We start from the raw sequence: 16,730 nt of genomic DNA, 5'->3' as shown, positions 1-16,730 counted from the left end.
CATTCCGATAGGGGTGGTTTACGGTGCCTCCATGGACGCGGATCATGAAGATCACCCACGCTCCGGCGGTGCGCACGGCAGACATCGGACGACGCGCGAGCGATGGTCCGCCTTCACCGCCTCGCCCTTCCTCCCCGCGATCGTCCTGACCTTCATCCTCGCCGCGGCCGCCGGGCTCTTCGCGGGGTCCTACACGTACAACATGGCGAATCCGACGCCCCATCGGATCCCCGCCGCCGTGGTGGGACCCGCCGGCACGGCACACGCCACCGCGTTCGTGGACGGCATGGAGAAGGCCCTGAACGGCGCCCTCGAACTCCATCGCTATCCGAGCGACACGGCGGCGCGGCGCGGGGTGGAGGAGCAGGAGATTTTCGCGATTCTGACATTCCGTACGGACCGTGCCGACTTCGCGGTGGCCGGCGCGGCGGGAGCCTCCGTCGCGCAACTGCTCACGGAGACCGCCCTGCCCGTGGCCAGGGCCGTCGGGCTCCCGGTACGGATCAGCGACGTCAAACCGCTCCAGAAGGGTGATCCGCGCGGGCTCGCGCTCTTCTACATCTCACTCGCCGCCGTGATCATCGGCTTCGTCGGGGCGATTCAACTGAGCGTCCACGCGCGTGAGCTCAACCCCTGGGAACGGATCGCCTTCACCGTGGCGTACTCCCTGCTCGGCGCCTTCGCGATCGCCTCGGTGGTCGACTGGTGGCTCGGCGCGCTCGATCTTCCGTTCGTGGAGTCCTGGCTGATCCTGGCGTTCACCATGTTCACGTCCGGGATGGTCTTCACCATGTTCAACACCCTCATGGGCCGGTGGGCGATGCTGCCGACCTGGGGGCTGATGGTGCTGCTCGGCAATCCCTCCTCCGGCGGGGCCGTCTCCTGGCCGCTGCTGCCCTCCGTGCTCGGGCACATCGGACGGTGGCTGCCACCAGGCGCCTCGATCAACGCCAACCACACCGCGGTGTACTTCGGCAACGCCCAGCATGTGTTCCCCTTCGCCGTCCTGGCGGGCTGGGCGTTCGTGTCCATCACCGTGTTCTGGCTCTGGCGTCACCGGCACCCGGGCGGCCGGGAGCGCACACCGGCGCACGCCGGCGCGGGCCCAGCGGTCCCGTGATCGGATCTCGCCGGACCAGCACAACCGCCGGGGCCGTTCGGGTGTCATCTCAGGCGAGCGGTACAGCACGACCACGGCCGGCCCGACCGGTGTCCGGCGCCGTGCCGCTCACCACCGACCTACCGAAACGGGGAAACCAGCCATGCGTATCCGTCCTGCCCTCGTCGCCCCCGCGGCGGCCGCCCTCACCGTGCTCCTGCTCGCCACCGGCGCCTCGGCGGCCGTCCCCGCGCCCGCCGGGGTCTTCGCACCCGCGGCCCTCGCCACCTGCCGCGAGGCCGCGGTCAAGGTGGCCGCGACCGCGTCCGGCACGCCCGACCAGGTCCGGATCAGCGTCACCAACAGGAGCGGCCGTGCCTGCGCCGTGGACCGCGTCCCGACCGTCACCTTCGGAGACCTGGACGGAACGGCCCAGCCCGTGCCGCCCGTGGAGAGCGCGCCGTACAGGCTCGCCGCCGGCGCTACCGCGTACGCCCTGGTGCGCACCATCGACCCCGCCGCCGAGGACTCCCGTACGGTCGCGTATCTGACCGTCGCGGGCGACCCCTCGCACCACGGCACGCGGTTCGGCGCCGCCTCCCTGGGATCACCCGCGGGCATCCGCGTCTGGGAGCCGGTCACCACGCTCTGGCAGCCCACCCGCGCCGGGGCGGACGCCGCGCCGCCCGCCGCCCGGCGCTGAGTCGCCGCGGGGCACGCGGGCCGGCGGGCCCCCAAAGCCCCTGCCCCGTCGGGGAAGTGGTGCCGGGCCTGGCAGAGTAGGGGCGCGGAACGGGGGCAGCAGGTAGTGGCAGCGGAGAGCGACAAGAGTCGGGGCGAGGGTGGAGTGAACGGTGTGGAGCGGGACAAGATCGACTCACAGACGGTGGCCGGAGGTCCCTGCTGGGTGACACTGCTCTCCCGCGAACTGCCGGCCGCCCAGGCCTTCTACAGCGATGTGCTGGGCTGGACCTACCGGCCGGCCGGGCTCGGGGACGACTTCTGCGTCGCCCTGTCCGACGGAATGCCGGTCGCGGGCATCGGCGCGCTGGCGGCCTCCCTCCAGGTAGCCGTCTCCTGGACGCCGTACTTCGCGGTGGCCGATGTGGACGAGGCCGCGGCCCGGATCAGGGAGCGCGGCGCGACCGTCGCGGTGGGCCCGCTGGCCTTCCACTCGGGCCGGGCCGCGCTGGCCGCGGACCCCGACGGCGCGGCGTTCGGCATCTGGGAGGGCGCGGTGCGCTCCGACTGGACCGTGGGGCGCGGCAGCGCCCCGGCCTGGCTGGAGCTGCGTACCCGCGACACCGACGACGCGGCCAGGTTCTACAGCCAGGTCCTCGGCTGGGCGCCGGAGACCGAGGGCGGTTTCACTCTTGCCCGTGAAGACGATCACGCGGTGCTGCGGCAGGACGAGCACGTGGTCGCCAGGATCCGCGGCGGCGCCGTGGAGGCCACGCCCGATCCGCGGATCCGCCCGCGCTGGCATGTGTATTTCCGGGTGCCGGAAGTGTCCGGTTCGGTGGCGGCGGCGCTCAAGGGCGGAGGCGCGCTGCTCTCGCCGCAGGACGAGTCCGGGGCATCGGACGAGGCGACGCTGCGCGATCCCGACGGCGCGCTGTTCACCGTCACGTCCGGCTGACGGAGCGGGGCGGCGGACTGACAGAACGCCGGGGCGTGCGGCGTGGACCGTCCGGCGGGCGGGGTTCGGCATGGACTGTCCGGCGGGCGCGGTGCGGCGCTCCGGCCCGTCAGGCGGACCGTACCGGCGGCACGCCCTCGACCTCGAAGACGACCTCGTCCTCGTAACACCACCACCAGCCCTCACCCGGCTCGTACGAACGGATGAGCGGGTGCCCGGACGCGTTGTGGTGCGCGGTGGCGTGCTTGTTCTTGGAGGAGTCGCAGCAGCCGATGTGGCCGCAGCCCTGGCATTCCCGCAGATGCACCCAGGTGTCGCCCAGAGCGACACAGTCGGTGCAGCTGTCCGGGCTGTCCGGGGTCACCGGCCCCACATCCGCGAGATGACTGCAGATGAACCCTCCCACGCCCTCTCCGCTCTCCGTCATCACGCCGCCGCCCGTCCGACCGCACAGGTCACTCGCACAGGTCACTTCGAGTCAGTCGCCTTTTTTCACCGTACGGCCGGTGCTTCGCCACCGCCAGCAGGAGGGGAACCGGGGGTGACGGCGGCGGTGGGGGTCAGGGCTTGTAGACCTTCCCCGGTTCGGCGCGTCCCGGCGCCAGCAGCTGGGGCACCGTGACGAACGTGTAGCCGCGCTTCTTCAGCTCCTCGATGATCCCGGGGACGGCGGGCACGGTGCCGTCGTAGATGTCGTGCAGCAGGATGATGCCGTCACGGTCCGCCTGGTCGAGGATGCGCTTCCTGATGAGCTCGGAGTCCGTCGTCGAGTAGTCCTTGGCGGTGGCGCTCCACATGATCTGTGCGAGGCCGAGCTCCCGGCTCACCTTCGTGACCTCGTCGTCGGTACGGCCCTGCGGCGGGCGCATCAGCGTGGGCGCGTGGCCGGTGATCTCCGCTATGGCGTCCTGCGTACGCGAGAGCTCCTCGCGGACGGCCTCGGGGTCCTGGTCCGTCAGGATTCTGTGCGACCAGGTGTGGTTGGCCACCTCGTGGCCCTCGGCCGCGATACGGCGCACGAGGCCGGGGTGTTTGACGACGTGGTTCTCGCCGAGCAGGAAGAAGGTCGCGGGGACCTTCTCCCTCTTGAGGATGTCGAGCAGCTCGGGGGTGTGCTCGGACGGTCCCGCGTCGAAGGTGAGGGCTATACAGCGCTCCTTCGCGCAGTCGACCGCACCGGCCGAGACCTTCGCCCCGTTCTTGGCGTCGCCTCTGGCGTCGGCGGGCGAGTTGGCGTCGTACGAGGAGCAGCCGCTCAGCAGCAGACCGAGCGAGACGACCGCCGCCAGGGCGCCGGCTGCCTTCAGACCGAGCGCCGACGTGTTTTTTGGCATGACAAATCCCTCTTCCGATGGCTGGGTGGCCGGTGGGAGGGAGGGCCGCGGTCGCGCAGCGCTGAAGCCCGCACCGGGCCTGGGTGTGAGCCGGCGCGCGGAACGGCGCGCCGGGTGATGTGGGTTCGGCCGCGGCCCCGGAGGGCCCGGCGGGCCGGCTATGCCATGCGGAACACGCCGGACACACCGGACACGCGACGTGCGCGGCGGGACTCCACCGCGGACGGCGGGCAGGGCGAAGCGGGGTTCACTGGCCCCGACTGGGCATGGCCGAATGACATACCCGCACTATACATAGCGCGTATACATGCAGTGCATAGTGGGACGGTCTTCTTTCCGGGGAGAGCCAGGAGAGGCACCCACACCCGCACGACCTGCGCCAACGCACCCCGGACCAGCATTCCGTACGGAATTCAACATCGCGCGTACGCACTCCCGTCGCCGAGCCGTCATCCCAGTAATCGAACATCTGACCCCGCTGGGCATCACAGGCATCGGCAAGGAGCAGCAATGGGCCACGACCATCACCACCCGCACGACCACGCACACGACCACACACACCACGTCCCGGCCGAAACCGGCCCCCTGCCTCCGGCGCTCGACGCCGATGTGCCGGACAGTGAGCTGTCGCCCAGCCAGCAGTCCCGCCGCTCGATGCTGCGCCGCGCCGGTCTGCTCGGCGCCGGTCTGGCCGGAGCGAGCGTGCTGGGCGGGGCCACCGCCGCCGCCGCGCACGCGGTCGGTTCCGGCGGCTCCTCCTCGTCCGGCCGGGGCGGTGGCAACGGTTTCCTGTGGCTGGCGGGCGACCACCACATCCACACGCAGTACAGTAGCGACGGCAAGTACCGCGTCGTCGACCAGGTGCGCCAGGGCACGGCGCACGGTCTCGACTGGATGGTCATCACCGACCACGGCAGCGCGGCGCACGCCAAGATCGGTGTGGAGAAGGTCAACCCGGACATCAAGGAAGCCCGCGAGACCTACAAGGACCAGCTCGTCTTCCAGGGCCTTGAGTGGAACATCCCGGGCGCCGAGCACGCCACGGTCTTCGTCCACCCGGGCCGCAACGAGGTGGAGGTGCTGAAGAGGTTCGAGACCGACTACGACGGCAGCCTGCACCCCAGTTCCTCCAACGCCACGAACGAGGCACTGGCCATCTCGGGGCTCCAGTTCCTCGCCGACCAGGTGCGCCGGCGCAAGGTCGACGACGCGGTGATGCTCGCCAACCACCCGGCCCGCAACGGCATCGACTCGCCCCACGAGATACGCGGCTGGCGCGACGCCACCTCGGCCGGCCACCCCATCGCCATCGGTATGGAGGGCGCGCCCGGCCACCAGGCGGCGGGACTGCCCAAGCCGGTCGGCAGCGGCGGTGGCCGCGGTTACTACGAGAACAGCCCGAGCGCCAACTCCTTCGCCGCCTACCCGCCGGAGAGCTACCGCACCTGGGGCGGCTTCGACTGGATGACCTCCACGGTCGGCGGTCTCTGGGACAGCCTGCTGGCCGAGGGCAAGCCGTGGTGGATCACCGCCAACTCGGACTCGCACAGCGTGTACGCCGAGCCGTCCGTGATCGGGCCCGACGACGACTTCAACGCCAACGGCAAGCACTCCGACCCCGTGTACGGAACCGGCCTCGACCTCGGGAAGGGCGACTACTGGCCGGGCCACTACAGCCGTACGCATGTCGGCGCGGACCGGTTCTCGTACGCGGCGGTCATGGACGGGATGCGGGCCGGCCGGATCTGGGTCGACCACGGCGGTCTGATCAGCGGTCTGGACGCCCGGCTCAAGGGCGGCGGCCGCTGGGCCACGCTCGGCGGCGCGCTGCACGTCAAGCGTGGTACGGACGTCGAGCTGTCCATCGACATCGCCCTGGCCAACGGCGCCAACTGGGCGCAGTTCGTGCCGAAGCTGGCCCGGGTCGATGTCATCCAGGGCCAGGTCACCGGCCCTGTCCACGACAAGGACACCTTCACCGCGCCGACCGCCAGGGTCGCGAAGTCGTTCGAGGTCGACAAGTCGACGGGCACCGTGCGGCTGACGTACAAGCTCGGCCGGGTCTCAGGACCGCTCTACGTCCGGCTGCGCGGCACGGACGGCAACCGCACCGCCGTGGGGCCGAACGGCGCGTCCGTCGACCCCGTGGGCCCGGCGATGGACGTGCTGGGCGACGCCGACCCGTGGAAGGACCTGTGGTTCTACTCGAACCCCATCTGGGTGCTTCCGTCCTGACCGCACCCCCGGGAACAATCGGCGGAGGTCCGCCGTTGGACCCAGTGAGGGTGTGGATGGAACTGAGTCCCCGGGCCCCATATGAGAATCGCCCATGGGGAAGATCGTTCGGCTGAAGCCCCATGGAGCCCATCGCCGCGAGGCGACCGCCATCCACGCTCTCCTCCATGACGACCCCGACCGGCGTCCCCCGTCCGGTCGGGGTCTTCTGTCGGTCCGGGCGCGGGTGCCGGTACGGGCGCGAGAGCGGGGCGGAAGGGGACGGCGGCGGGGATGACGAGCGGCGACGAGGGTACGGAGCGGCCCGGTGGCTTCGAGGCCGCGACGGGCGACGGCCCGGTGTGCGCGACGACGCCCCAGGCGCGTACGGCCGAGGTCCTGGTCGCGTTCGAGGGGTTGCTCCAGATCCGCCGGCTGACACACACCGGGGCCGGGGATCCTGCGGCCGTTCCGGCCCCGTGGGAGCGGCGGCGGCCGGTGCGCGCCGTCGCGCTCGCGCTGGAGGCCGCCGGTCTGCCGGCGTCCGCGGTCGACGGCTCGGGAGAGCGGGTCGCGACGGGGTATCGCGTACGCGCGGGTGATCCCGCCGCCACCGTACGGGCCGGTGGGACGCCCGCGGCCGTACGGGTGGAGTGGCTCGGCCCGCACGGCGGCGGGGCCGCCCAGGACGAGGAGCGGGCTCTGACGGAGTGCGCCGCCGTCCTGACGCGCCTGGGGTGGGAGGCCCTGCTCTACCGCGGGCCGCGTCGGCGGCGCTTCCTGGAGGTCGAACCGGCCTCCTGAGCCGCGTCCCGAGCCCCTTCGCGAGCCGCTTCGCCAGTCCACTTCGCCTGTCCACTTCCCCGGCTCGCTTCCCGACCGCGCCCGCGGGGTGGCGGACACGAACGGGAACACCCCGCGCACCGTCATATCGCTCCGGTGCCCGGGGTGTTCCTGTGCTTCGGCCCGTCCTCAGGTCCGCCCGGAGGTCAGGACCCGGTCTTCGCTCAGGGGTAGCTGACGAGATTGGCCACGTTGGTGGCCGAGTTCGACGGTCCTCCCCTGTCGTTGATGACATGCCGGATGGTGCCCGTACCGCCCAGTGACACCGTCACCATGTTGCGGAAGCGGACATTGGCGTTGTTGGGCACCTCGAACGCGTGCTCCGCGGTCACACTGTTGTTGACGTTGAAGAAGCAGTAGCTGCCGAGGCCGTACGCCTGATGGCTGGTCACCGAGTCGGCCACCTTGTAGGCGGCGTATCCCTGTGTCGCGCCGTTCATCCAGGCCGCCTGGTTGGGCGGGTCGTACGGCATCTCGTTCTGGTAGAAGTACGTTCTGCCGCCGTTGCCGTTCCAGATCGTCTGATGCTTCTGATAGTGCTCGACGAACAGGCCGTACATCGTGACGTCGGCGCCGTTCACGACCAGACCGGTGTCCGCCGTGTTGGTGTTCCAGCCGACCCCGCTGCCGTGGTCCGCGCGCCAGATCCACATATGGTCGCCGATCACATTGCGGCTGTTGACGACCAGGCTGGTGGTCGCCTTGCCGACGCCCGCGCCGCCGATGCGGAAGAACACATCGTGCAGCGAGGTGGGGTTGGCGGCGTGGCTCGCGTTCGAGCCGTCGGCGCCCACCTCCATCAGCCGCTGGGAGTTGACCGTGCCCGCGTCGATGAGCACACCCGCCACCTTGACGCCGTCCACATCGGCGACCGACACCGCGGTGATGCCGTTGTCCGGGATGAGGGTGGCGAGGCCGAGCCCGAGGACGACGGTGTCGGGGCGGGTGATCCTCAGCGTCTGGCTGAGGTGGTAGACGCCGGGGGTGACGAGCAGGTTCTTGCCCGCCGCCAGCGCGGCGTTCATGTCCGCGGCCGTCGCGCCGGGCTTGGCGATGTAGAACTGGTCCAGCGGGAGCGACGTACCCGCCGGAGCACCGCCCGACCAGGTCGTGCCCTTCGAGTTGGCGCGCAGCGCGGGCACGAACACCTTGTAGGCGCCGGCCGCGTCGACGTACAGGAAGGGCTTCTCCCGCACCTGCGGCGTCTGGTCGACCGTGGTGTAGGGCGGGTTGGGGAAGCTGTTCGCGGGCGCGTTCTGGGCGCCGACGAACACCATGTTCCAGTTGGACCCCGTCCAGCTGCCCCATTCGGTGTTCCGGGACAGCCACTGCTGCTGCGAACCGGACCTGACCTGGCCGTCGACCTTCGAGTCGGCCATGAATCCGCCACTGGCCCAGCCGCCGTCGTCCAGGGCGAGGTTGCCTCGGACATGCATCCGGCGGTACGGGGCGGCCTGCGAGACGGCCCAGCGGTCGGTGCCGGTGGTGGGGGTGACGGAGAGGTTCTCGGCGCTGCGCCAGAAGTTCTGGGTCGCGTTCTGCGGCGGGAACCAGTCGGCCTCGACATGGACGGCGCCACGGATGTTGACGTCGTCCGGCGAGAGCCCGAGGCCGGCCACCTGCGTGTAGAAGCCGACGTTCACATCGGCGTCGTAGGTGCCGGGCTTGAACAGGAAGGCCGCGCGCTGGGCGCCGAACTGATTGGTCTCCTGCTGCCGGAAGGTCGCGTTCACCCGGTTCTGGATCGAGGAGGCCGACATCGACGGATCGAAGACGACGACGTTGGGACCGAGATCCGGGGTGCCGGGCGGCGCCGGCGGATCAGCGGCCTGGACCCGGAAGGACTGGGCGGCGGATCCGTTGCAGGTGTACTGCTGGAGCTGGACGCTGTCGGCGGTCGAGGCGCTCGGTACGTCGAGGCACTTGCCGCTGTTGCGGTTGACGAAGTGGTAGGCGCCGTCGGCCTCCTCCACCGGCTGCCACTGCTGGTTGTTGCCTCCGCTGTACGTCCAGAGCTGGATCGTGGCGGCGTCGGCCGCCGAGACGTCGGTGACGTCCCAGACCTGGCTGTCGGCGTTGCGGTTGCCCGCCCTGACGTAGCCGGCGCTGGTCGCCGTCAGCGACCAGTTCTGCGCGAGGCTGCCGTTGCAGGCGTACTGCTGCACCGCGGTGCCGTTGCCGGTCGCCGCGGCGCGGGCGTCCACGCACTTGCCGTTGCCCTTGTTGCTGATCGTGGCCCAGCCGGTGGGCAGGGCCGCCGCCGCGGTGGTGCCCGCGGCGGCCTCCTGCTGGGGCAGACCGATCAGGGAGGCGCAGAGGGCCACCACGGTCAGCAGCAGGGTGAGCGGGAAGAGCCGGCGGCGGGGCTGCCCGCCGCCGTAGAGGTGTTGGTTCATGGAGACTCCTCGCCCGGTCAGCCGGTGTACTGGGCGAAGACGCGGGTGAAGTCCCACGCCTGCTGGCTCACGCCGGAGCAGGTGTCGGCTCCGCCGCCCGTGCAGGGCCGGTCGCGGTTGACCGACCAGAAGGTCAGCCGGGCCAGATGGTGCTGCTGCGCGTAGGCGAGGATGGTGCGGAAGTCCGCGACGGTCACCGTCTCGTTGTTGTCGGTGATGCCGTTCATCGACGAGATGCCGATGCTGCGGTACGTCTGGTCGTCGCTGTACCCGTACGCGTTCTTGACCGCGTTCTTGAGGCCCTCGGCGGCGCGGGTGGTGAGCGTGCCCATGTTCTGTCCGGCTCCGCCGAAGTTGAACGGCATGATCGTCCAGCTGTCGACGGTGAGTCCGGCGGCGGCGGCGCGGTTGATCAGGCTGGTGTCCGGACCGTTCTGGCCGGTGCCGAAGGTGACATAGACCTTGATGCCGGGGTTGTTGGCCCTGATGGTCTTGAGCGCGTCCACGGTGCGCTGCTGGACGGTGGGGCTGTCGTACGCGGCGGCCTCGATGTCGATGTCGATCGCCTTGAGGCCGTAGGCGTTGATGACCTTCTGGTAGGCCGCGGCCAGTTCACCCGCGCTGGAGCAGGAGCTCTCCAGCTTGTTGCCGCTCCAGCCGCCGAAGGACGGGATGACGTCGCCGCCCGCGCCGCGCACGGTGTTGATGGTCTGCTGGTCCACACCACCGGTCAGCGGCCGTCCGCCGTCCCACTGGGGGTTGCAGTAGCCGTTGCTGAGCACGAACGCCAGGGTGAACCACTTCACGCCGGTCGCGTTCATGACGGTGGTCGGGTTCGGCGGGCTGCCCCAGCCGTTGTAGATGTACGGTGCGACCGCCATGGGTCCGCTGGGCGGGGGGTTGCCGCCGCCGCCCGAGGGCGCGGTCCACTTCTGGTTGGCCGTTCCGGTGCAGGTCCAGATCTGCAGCCGGGTGCCGTTGGCGGAGCTGTTGCCCGTCGCGTCCACGCACTTGTTCGCCTGGGTGTTGACGATGTCGCGGGCCGCGGAGACGGACCACTTCTGATTGGCGGCTCCCGTGCAGTCCCACAGCTGGAGCTGCGCGCCGTTCGTGGTGCTGTTGTCCTTGACGTCGAGGCACTTGCCGAGGGCCCTGATCGAGCCGTCGGAGGCGACGTCCCACTGCTGGGCGGCCGAGCCGTTGCAGTCGTAGAGCTGTACGGCCGCGCCGTTGGCGGAGCTGCCGGACGCCACGTCCACGCACTTGCCGCCCAGGCCCGTGATCGTGCCGACGGCGGCGACCGCCGCGGTGGCGGTGGTGGGCGCGGTGACGAGCGACGCGCCGAGCGCGAGGGGCAGCGCGGCCAGCAGGGCGAAGGATCTGAGGGGCTTGCGGAGGGTGCGTACCGTCGTCATGCGCGGTTCACCGTCCACTTCTGGTTCGCGGCGCCCGTGCAGGTCCAGATCTGCAGCCGGGTGCCGTTGGCGGAGCTGTTGCCCGTCGCGTCCACGCACTTGTTGGCCTGGATGTTCACGATGTCGCGGGCGTCCGGGACGGCCCAGCGCTGATTGGGACTGCCGGTGCAGTCCCACAGCTGGAGCTGTGCACCGTCCGCCGTGCTGTTGTCCTTCACGTCCAGGCACTTGCCGAGCGCGCGGAGCGAGCCGTCGGAGGCGACGGTCCACTGCTGGGCGGCCGAGCCGTTGCAGTCGTAGAGCTGTACGGGCGTGCCGTTGGCGGAGCTGGCGGACGCCACGTCCACGCACTTGCCGCCGAGTCCGGTGATCGTGCCCCCGGTGCCGGAGCCGCCGTCGATCGTGCTCACGCGTACGTAGTCGACCACGAGCTGGGACGGGAACGGCGTGCTGCCGTTGGGGTCACCGGGCCAGTAGCCGCCGACCGCGAGGTTCAGGATGATGAAGAAGGGCTTGTTGAACACCCAGGCACGGCCGCCGAGATCGGCCGGCGTGCGGCGCTGGTAGACGTTGCCGTCGACGCTCCAGGTGATGGCGTTGGGCGACCAGTCGATGGCGAAGGTGTGGAAGGCGTCGGCGAACGCCTGGCCGTTCGGCAGGGTGTAGCCGGCGCCGATGCCGCCCGAGCCGGAGTAGCCGGGGCCGTGCAGGGTGCCATGGACCGTGCCGGGCTCGAAGCCGACGTTCTCCATGATGTCGATCTCACCGCTGTTGGGCCAGCCGACGTTGCCGATGTCGTTCCCGAGCATCCAGAACGCGGGCCACATGCCCTGGCCGCGCGGCACCTTCAGCCGGGCCTCGACCCGTCCGTAGGTCGAGGTGAACTTGCCGGACGTGTTGAGCCGGGCCGAGGTGTACTCGCACCGGCCGTACCAGCACTGGTAGTTGCCGGGGTTGTCCTTGCGTGCGGTGATGACCAGGTTGCCCTGGCCGTCGAGCGCGGCGTTGTTGTTGCCCGCCGTGTAGTACTGCCGTTCGTGGTTGTTGACGTTGTCGCCGGTCTCGATCTGCCACTTGCCGCCGTCGACGGCCGATCCCGCGGGGCCGTTGAAGTCGTCGGAGAACGTGACCGCCGCCGCCCCGACCTCGGCGGCCGACGGTTCGGGGACGGGGGCCGCGGCGGCGGGCACCGCCGCCGCCAGGCTGGAACAGCAGAGAAGAGCGAGCGCGTAGAGCGCGATTCGGCGTCCCATGGGGATTCGCACAGGTCATCACATCACTTCGAGTGGGGGGTCATGCGCATGACATCGCACGCCCGGGAGCTTCGGGGAGAGCCGCCTCGGACGCTTATTTCAATACTTGATTTAAGGGAGGGTACGAGGGGCCGTCAAGAAGCTGGTATGGACCAAAGTTGACCAGATTCACGTCCAGCGCACATCTATATGAACGCAGACCCCCCACAACCAGGCGGGATGCCGTCGAGGAGTGAAGCCAAAACTTGACCTGCACATGACCGACACCGGGCGTTCACACGAGGACACATGCCCTGTGGAAGGCTCCCGCTGAACCGTTACTTCACGACCACGCGCCGCGCCGCCCCCCACCCAGTGGCCGTGCGCCGCGGTGGTCCAGCCGGAGAGGACAGCTTCCCCATGTCCCGTCGCCAACGTCCCACCCGACGTGCCCTGTTGGCTCTCTGCGCCGCCACCGCGGTGCTCGCCACCACCGCGGCCGCCGCACCCGCCGTCGCCTCCCAGGAGAGCGCGCCCGCCGCCGCGCCCGCCGCCGCGGCCACCGCCGCGCTCGACGACACGTACTACCAGGGCGCCATCGGCAAGACCGGCAGCGCGCTCAAGTCGTCGCTGCACTCGATCATCAAGAACCAGACGAAGATCACCTATGCCCAGGTCTGGACGGCGCTCAAGGCCACGGACCAGGATCCCAAGAACTCGTCGAACGTGATCGAGCTGTACACCGGCCGGTCCATCTCCAAGTCGAACAACGGCGGCAACTCGGGCCAGTGGAACCGCGAGCACGTCTGGGCCAAGTCCCACGGCGACTTCGGCGAGGCGACCGGCCCCGGCACCGATGTCCACCATCTGCGCCCGGAGGACGTCAGCGTCAACTCCATACGCGGGAACAAGGACTTCGACAACGGCGGCAGCGCGGTCTCCGGCGCACCCGGCAACTACACGGACTCCGACTCCTTCGAGCCGCGTGACGCGGTGAAGGGCGATGTCGCCCGGATGATCCTGTACATGGCCGTACGGTACGAGGGCGACGACTCCTGGCCCGACCTCGAACCCAACGAGCGGGTCAACAACGGATCGAGCCCGGCGATAGGGAAGCTGTCCGTACTCAAGCAGTGGAACGACGAGGACCCGCCGGACGCCTTCGAGCAGCGCCGTAACCAGGTCATATACGACCAGTTCCAGCACAACCGCAACCCGTTCATCGACCACCCGGAATGGGTGGAGTCCATCTGGTGACCGGGCGGGCCGTCCGGTGATCACGGCGCGGCCTGCCCGCGCCTGATCGTCCGCGGTGCCAGACTGTGCCGCGTTAACTCCAAGCGCCCCCAGCGGGGAATGCTGGCCGAGCCCCCGGGACACGCTTCGCCCGGGGGCTTCGGCTTGCGCCGGTACGCGCGCCCCGGCGCATGGCCCGGTGTGCGGCCCGCCGTCCGGCGCCGGGACCGGTACCGCTACGGGGTCAGCAGGCCGCGGTACCAGTCCAGCGTGGTGTCGATGGTCTCGGACAACGGCGTGGGCCGGACCCCGAACGTCCGCTCGAAGGCCGACGAGTCCATGATCTGCGCCTCGGTGTGCTGGTAGAACATCTCCTCGTACTCCCGCATGAAGACCTCGTCGAACGGCCCGACAGGTCGCGGCGCGTCGAGCACGACCGTCCTGAGCGCACCGCCCACCCGCCGCTCGATCATCGCGTGGATCTCGCGGGTGGTGACGGCGGGCGCGGTGGGCAGATGCCAGACCCGCCCGTCGCCCTCCGGACGCTCGCCGAGCGTGGCCAGTCCCGTCGCCACGTCACCGATGTTCGTATAGCTGTGCGGCAGGTCGATGTCGCCCATGGCGAGTACCTCACCGCCCGTCAGGGCTGCCGGGAAGGCGGCCCCGCCCAGCGTCGAGTTGAGCACGCCGGGACCGACGAAGTCGGCCGACCGGGCGAGCACGGCGCGGACCCGCCCCTCGCGGTGCGCGGCGAGGTAGTCCTCGTCGAGCCGCGCCCGCATCCGGCCCTTGCGTGACGTCGCCCGCCAGGGCGTGTCCTCGGTCATGACCTCGCCGCGCGTCTCGCCGTACGGATAGAGGGTGTCCAGCACCACCAGGCGCGCGCCGGCGGTCTCCACCGCGCCCAGTACGGCCCGCTGGATCCGGGGCATCACCTCGACCTGGAGGTGATAGGCGACGTTCACGCAGTGGTATACGACGGCGGCGCCTTCCACCGCGGCCAGGGCCCCTTCGGGGGTGGACACATCGGCCGCGAACCGCTCCACCCCTTCGAGGGGATCTCCCGCCCCCGCGCGGTCCACGAGTCGTACGGGGTGGCCGCGGCGGGCGAGTTCGACGGCGAGGGTGGTGCCGGCGGGGCCCGCCCCCAGCACGGTGTGGAGGTCGCGGTCGGCAGCGGACATGACGAGTCCCTTTCGTTCGGAGTACGAGGGCGGCGACGCCCCCTTCGAGCTATGGTCGCTCACTTTTGTTATTGACCATAACTCTCGCGATGGTGAATCACAAGCGACTCGTTCCGCGCCCCACCCCGAGGCGCTACGGCCTGTAACCTTCACGAGGCACCGTCACGCACACAGGAGGACGCCATGGCCGGCGCGGCACAGACCCCCCGGGCGCGCTACCGCGAACAGACCCGCGCGGAGATCAAGTCGGCGGCGCTCCAGCAGCTCGCCGAGGGCGGCGTACAGGCCGTGGCGCTGACCCGGATCGCCAAGGAGATGGGACTCTCGGGGCCCGCGCTGTACCGGTACTTCGCCGGCCGTGACGATCTGCTCAGCGCGCTGATCCGGGACGCGTACGACGATGTGGCGCGGACCATGGCACGCGCGGCGGCCGGCGCGCCGCCCGGGAGCGCCCGCGCGGCCCTGCATGTGCTGGCCGGCACCTACCGCGACTGGGCCGTCGCCGAGCCGCACCGCTATCTGCTGATCCAGGGGACGCCGGTCCCCGGCTACGCGGCCCCGCCCGACACCCTGCTGCGCGCGCGGGCCGCGCTCGGCCCGTTCCTGCGGGTGTTCGCGGGCGCCGAACCCACGGAAGCGGTACGGCCGGTGGTCGCCGAGATGGACGCGTGGGCCGGGGGCGACGACACGGTGGGCGACTGGCTGACGGAGTACACGGGCACGGCCGCGCCGGCCGCGGGAGCCGGTGCGGCGCTCGCCGGAACCGTTCTGGCCTGGTCCCAGCTGCACGGCACGGTGAGCCTGGAGGTCTCCGGTCTGTACGGGGGGATGGGGCACAGGGCGAGCACTCTGCTCACGGCCCAGATGGACACGCTGGCCGACGCCTTCCGGCTGTCGTAGCCACCGGCCCCTGCCCGAAGCCCGACAGGAGCCCCCCTCACCTCACTTCCTGGACAGGTGTCTATGATTCATGGACACCTGTCCAGCAGTACCCGATCCACAGGAGACCCCGATCATGCAGACCGCCGCGAATGTCCTGGTCGGCCTGGTGGCCGCGTTCCACGTCTATGTGATGGTGCTGGAGATGTTCCTGTGGGAGCGGAAGCCGGGCCGTGCGCTGTCCGGCTTCGACGCCGACATGGCCCGCGCGACCGCGACCCTCGCCGCCAACCAGGGCCTCTACAACGGCTTCCTGGCCGCGGGGCTGATATGGGGGCTGATCGCCGCGGACCCGATGGGGTACCGCGTACAGCTCTTCTTCCTGATCTGCGTGGTCGTGGCCGGTGTGTACGGCGGGGCCACCGCGAACCGGCGCATCCTGTTCGCGCAGGCGCTGCCGGGCGCGCTCGCCCTGGCCGCGGTGCTGGCGGCGGGATGACCGACGCACCGGCGGGACCGCCCGCGAGCGGGCCGGCGGGCGATCCCCGGACGGCCAGGACCCGGGCGAGGCTCCGGCAGGCCCTGCTCGACGCCTGCGCGGAGCGCCCGTTCGAGGAGGTCGGCGTCGCCTCCCTGGTACGCCGGGCCGGCATGGGCAGGGCCACGTTCTATCTGCACTACCCCGACCTTCAGGCGCTGGCGGTCGACGCGTGCGCGGAGGTGGTCAGGGACGCGGTGGACGCCCTGCACGCCTGGCGCGGCACCCCCGATCCGCGCGTCCCACCGCCCGCGCTGACCTCGTTCTTCACCGGCCTCACTCCACATGCCGCGCTCTACCGGACGCTGCTGCGTCCGGGCGGGAGCGGCCCGCTCGGCGAACTGCTCCACCGTGAACTGCGGGAGCGCAGCCGCGTCGAGCGGACCCTGGCCGGGGCGCCCGCCGCCGGGCTGATCGCGTCGGCGGTGGCCGCCGCCTTCGCCGGGGTGCTGGCGGACTGGCTGCACGGGCTGATCGAGGACACGCCGGAGGGCATCGCGACACACGTCTGGCGGCTGCTGGTGGCGCTTCACCGTACGCCGGTCACCTGAGGTACCGGCCGGCGAGGGCTGAGGAGTACGGCGCGGGGCCAATCACGGCCGAGGGTGCGCGAGTCCGCGGTCGCGCGAAGGCGAGGGTGCATGAATGCGAGACGTACCGCCTGCGGCATATGCCAAAGGCACGATCGACCCGAGTGTTGCCAAACGCCTTACGTGCCCAG

15 protein-coding genes are annotated in these 16,730 nt (G+C 70.7%); 9 read left to right on the top strand and 6 right to left on the bottom strand.

Annotated features, from left to right (window positions below):
• Positions 1-31 precede the first annotated feature (31 nt).
• From ACZ7LS_RS31725 to ACZ7LS_RS31715, 3 genes are all read left to right on the top strand, one after another.
• Entirely contained in the window at positions 32-1,120 is a 1,089-nt protein-coding gene (locus tag ACZ7LS_RS31725) for an ABC-2 transporter permease (protein WP_385132830.1), read from the top strand.
• A 142-nt stretch (positions 1,121-1,262) separates the two neighbouring features.
• Entirely contained in the window at positions 1,263-1,802 is a 540-nt protein-coding gene (locus tag ACZ7LS_RS31720) for a DUF4232 domain-containing protein (RefSeq protein ID WP_385132833.1), read from the top strand.
• Between the two features lie 153 nt (positions 1,803-1,955).
• The gene (locus ACZ7LS_RS31715; protein WP_382526817.1) at positions 1,956-2,738 is read left to right on the top strand and encodes a VOC family protein; all 783 of its coding nucleotides are present in this window, start codon (positions 1,956-1,958) and stop codon (positions 2,736-2,738) included.
• A 109-nt stretch (positions 2,739-2,847) separates the two neighbouring features.
• Here the strand turns inward: ACZ7LS_RS31715 and ACZ7LS_RS31710 are convergent, their stop codons facing one another.
• Positions 2,848-3,144: a UBP-type zinc finger domain-containing protein gene (locus ACZ7LS_RS31710; protein WP_382526820.1), complete on the bottom strand. Its 297-nt coding sequence runs from the start codon at positions 3,142-3,144 to the stop codon at positions 2,848-2,850.
• A 154-nt stretch (positions 3,145-3,298) separates the two neighbouring features.
• Positions 3,299-4,072 carry a polysaccharide deacetylase family protein gene (locus ACZ7LS_RS31705; RefSeq protein WP_382526823.1) on the bottom strand — a complete coding sequence of 258 codons (774 nt, stop codon included), beginning with the start codon at positions 4,070-4,072 and terminating at the stop codon, positions 3,299-3,301.
• A gap of 510 nt (positions 4,073-4,582) precedes the next feature.
• Here ACZ7LS_RS31705 and ACZ7LS_RS31700 point away from each other — a divergent pair.
• Positions 4,583-6,307, top strand: coding sequence for a PHP domain-containing protein (locus ACZ7LS_RS31700; RefSeq protein WP_382526826.1), 1,725 nt, complete (start codon positions 4,583-4,585; stop codon positions 6,305-6,307).
• A 273-nt stretch (positions 6,308-6,580) separates the two neighbouring features.
• The gene (locus ACZ7LS_RS31695; protein ID WP_385132838.1) at positions 6,581-7,090 is read left to right on the top strand and encodes a hypothetical protein; all 510 of its coding nucleotides are present in this window, start codon (positions 6,581-6,583) and stop codon (positions 7,088-7,090) included.
• Between the two features lie 203 nt (positions 7,091-7,293).
• Here the strand turns inward: ACZ7LS_RS31695 and ACZ7LS_RS31690 are convergent, their stop codons facing one another.
• From ACZ7LS_RS31690 to ACZ7LS_RS31680, 3 genes are read right to left on the bottom strand one after another with little or no spacing between them, the layout of a single operon-like run.
• On the bottom strand, positions 7,294-9,525 hold the full coding sequence (locus ACZ7LS_RS31690; protein ID WP_385132840.1) for an RICIN domain-containing protein: 2,232 nt from the start codon (positions 9,523-9,525) through the stop codon (positions 7,294-7,296).
• A gap of 17 nt (positions 9,526-9,542) precedes the next feature.
• Positions 9,543-10,940 carry a ricin-type beta-trefoil lectin domain protein gene (locus ACZ7LS_RS31685; protein WP_385132842.1) on the bottom strand — a complete coding sequence of 466 codons (1,398 nt, stop codon included), beginning with the start codon at positions 10,938-10,940 and terminating at the stop codon, positions 9,543-9,545.
• A complete protein-coding gene (locus tag ACZ7LS_RS31680) occupies positions 10,937-12,205 on the bottom strand; it encodes a ricin-type beta-trefoil lectin domain protein (protein WP_382526837.1) in 1,269 nt (422 codons plus the stop codon). Before ACZ7LS_RS31680 ends, ACZ7LS_RS31685 begins: the two co-directional genes overlap by 4 nt.
• Positions 12,206-12,592: 387 nt before the next feature.
• On the opposite strand from ACZ7LS_RS31680, the gene ACZ7LS_RS31675 reads away from it, so the two are divergent.
• Positions 12,593-13,429 (top strand): endonuclease I family protein, encoded by an 837-nt coding sequence (locus ACZ7LS_RS31675; RefSeq protein ID WP_382526840.1) that lies wholly within the window; start codon positions 12,593-12,595, stop codon positions 13,427-13,429.
• 215 nt (positions 13,430-13,644) lie between these two features.
• Here the strand turns inward: ACZ7LS_RS31675 and ACZ7LS_RS31670 are convergent, their stop codons facing one another.
• Entirely contained in the window at positions 13,645-14,592 is a 948-nt protein-coding gene (locus tag ACZ7LS_RS31670) for an NAD-dependent epimerase/dehydratase family protein (protein WP_385132846.1), read from the bottom strand.
• A gap of 183 nt (positions 14,593-14,775) precedes the next feature.
• On the opposite strand from ACZ7LS_RS31670, the gene ACZ7LS_RS31665 reads away from it, so the two are divergent.
• From ACZ7LS_RS31665 to ACZ7LS_RS31655, 3 genes are all read left to right on the top strand, one after another.
• Complete coding sequence (locus ACZ7LS_RS31665) at positions 14,776-15,492, top strand: TetR/AcrR family transcriptional regulator (RefSeq protein WP_382668753.1); 717 nt, start codon at positions 14,776-14,778, stop codon at positions 15,490-15,492.
• A 115-nt stretch (positions 15,493-15,607) separates the two neighbouring features.
• Positions 15,608-15,970, top strand: a complete 363-nt coding sequence (locus ACZ7LS_RS31660; RefSeq protein ID WP_382879440.1) for a DUF1304 domain-containing protein — start codon at positions 15,608-15,610, stop codon at positions 15,968-15,970.
• On the top strand, positions 15,967-16,560 hold the full coding sequence (locus tag ACZ7LS_RS31655) for a TetR/AcrR family transcriptional regulator (RefSeq protein WP_385132850.1): 594 nt from the start codon (positions 15,967-15,969) through the stop codon (positions 16,558-16,560). The genes ACZ7LS_RS31660 and ACZ7LS_RS31655 overlap by 4 nt, the downstream gene beginning before the upstream one ends.
• Positions 16,561-16,730 lie beyond the last annotated feature (170 nt).

It is taken from the genome of Streptomyces sp. NPDC039430, assembly GCF_055639435.1.
Note: the sequence above shows the minus strand (reverse complement) of the source record. Positions and strands in the feature narration are given on the sequence as shown.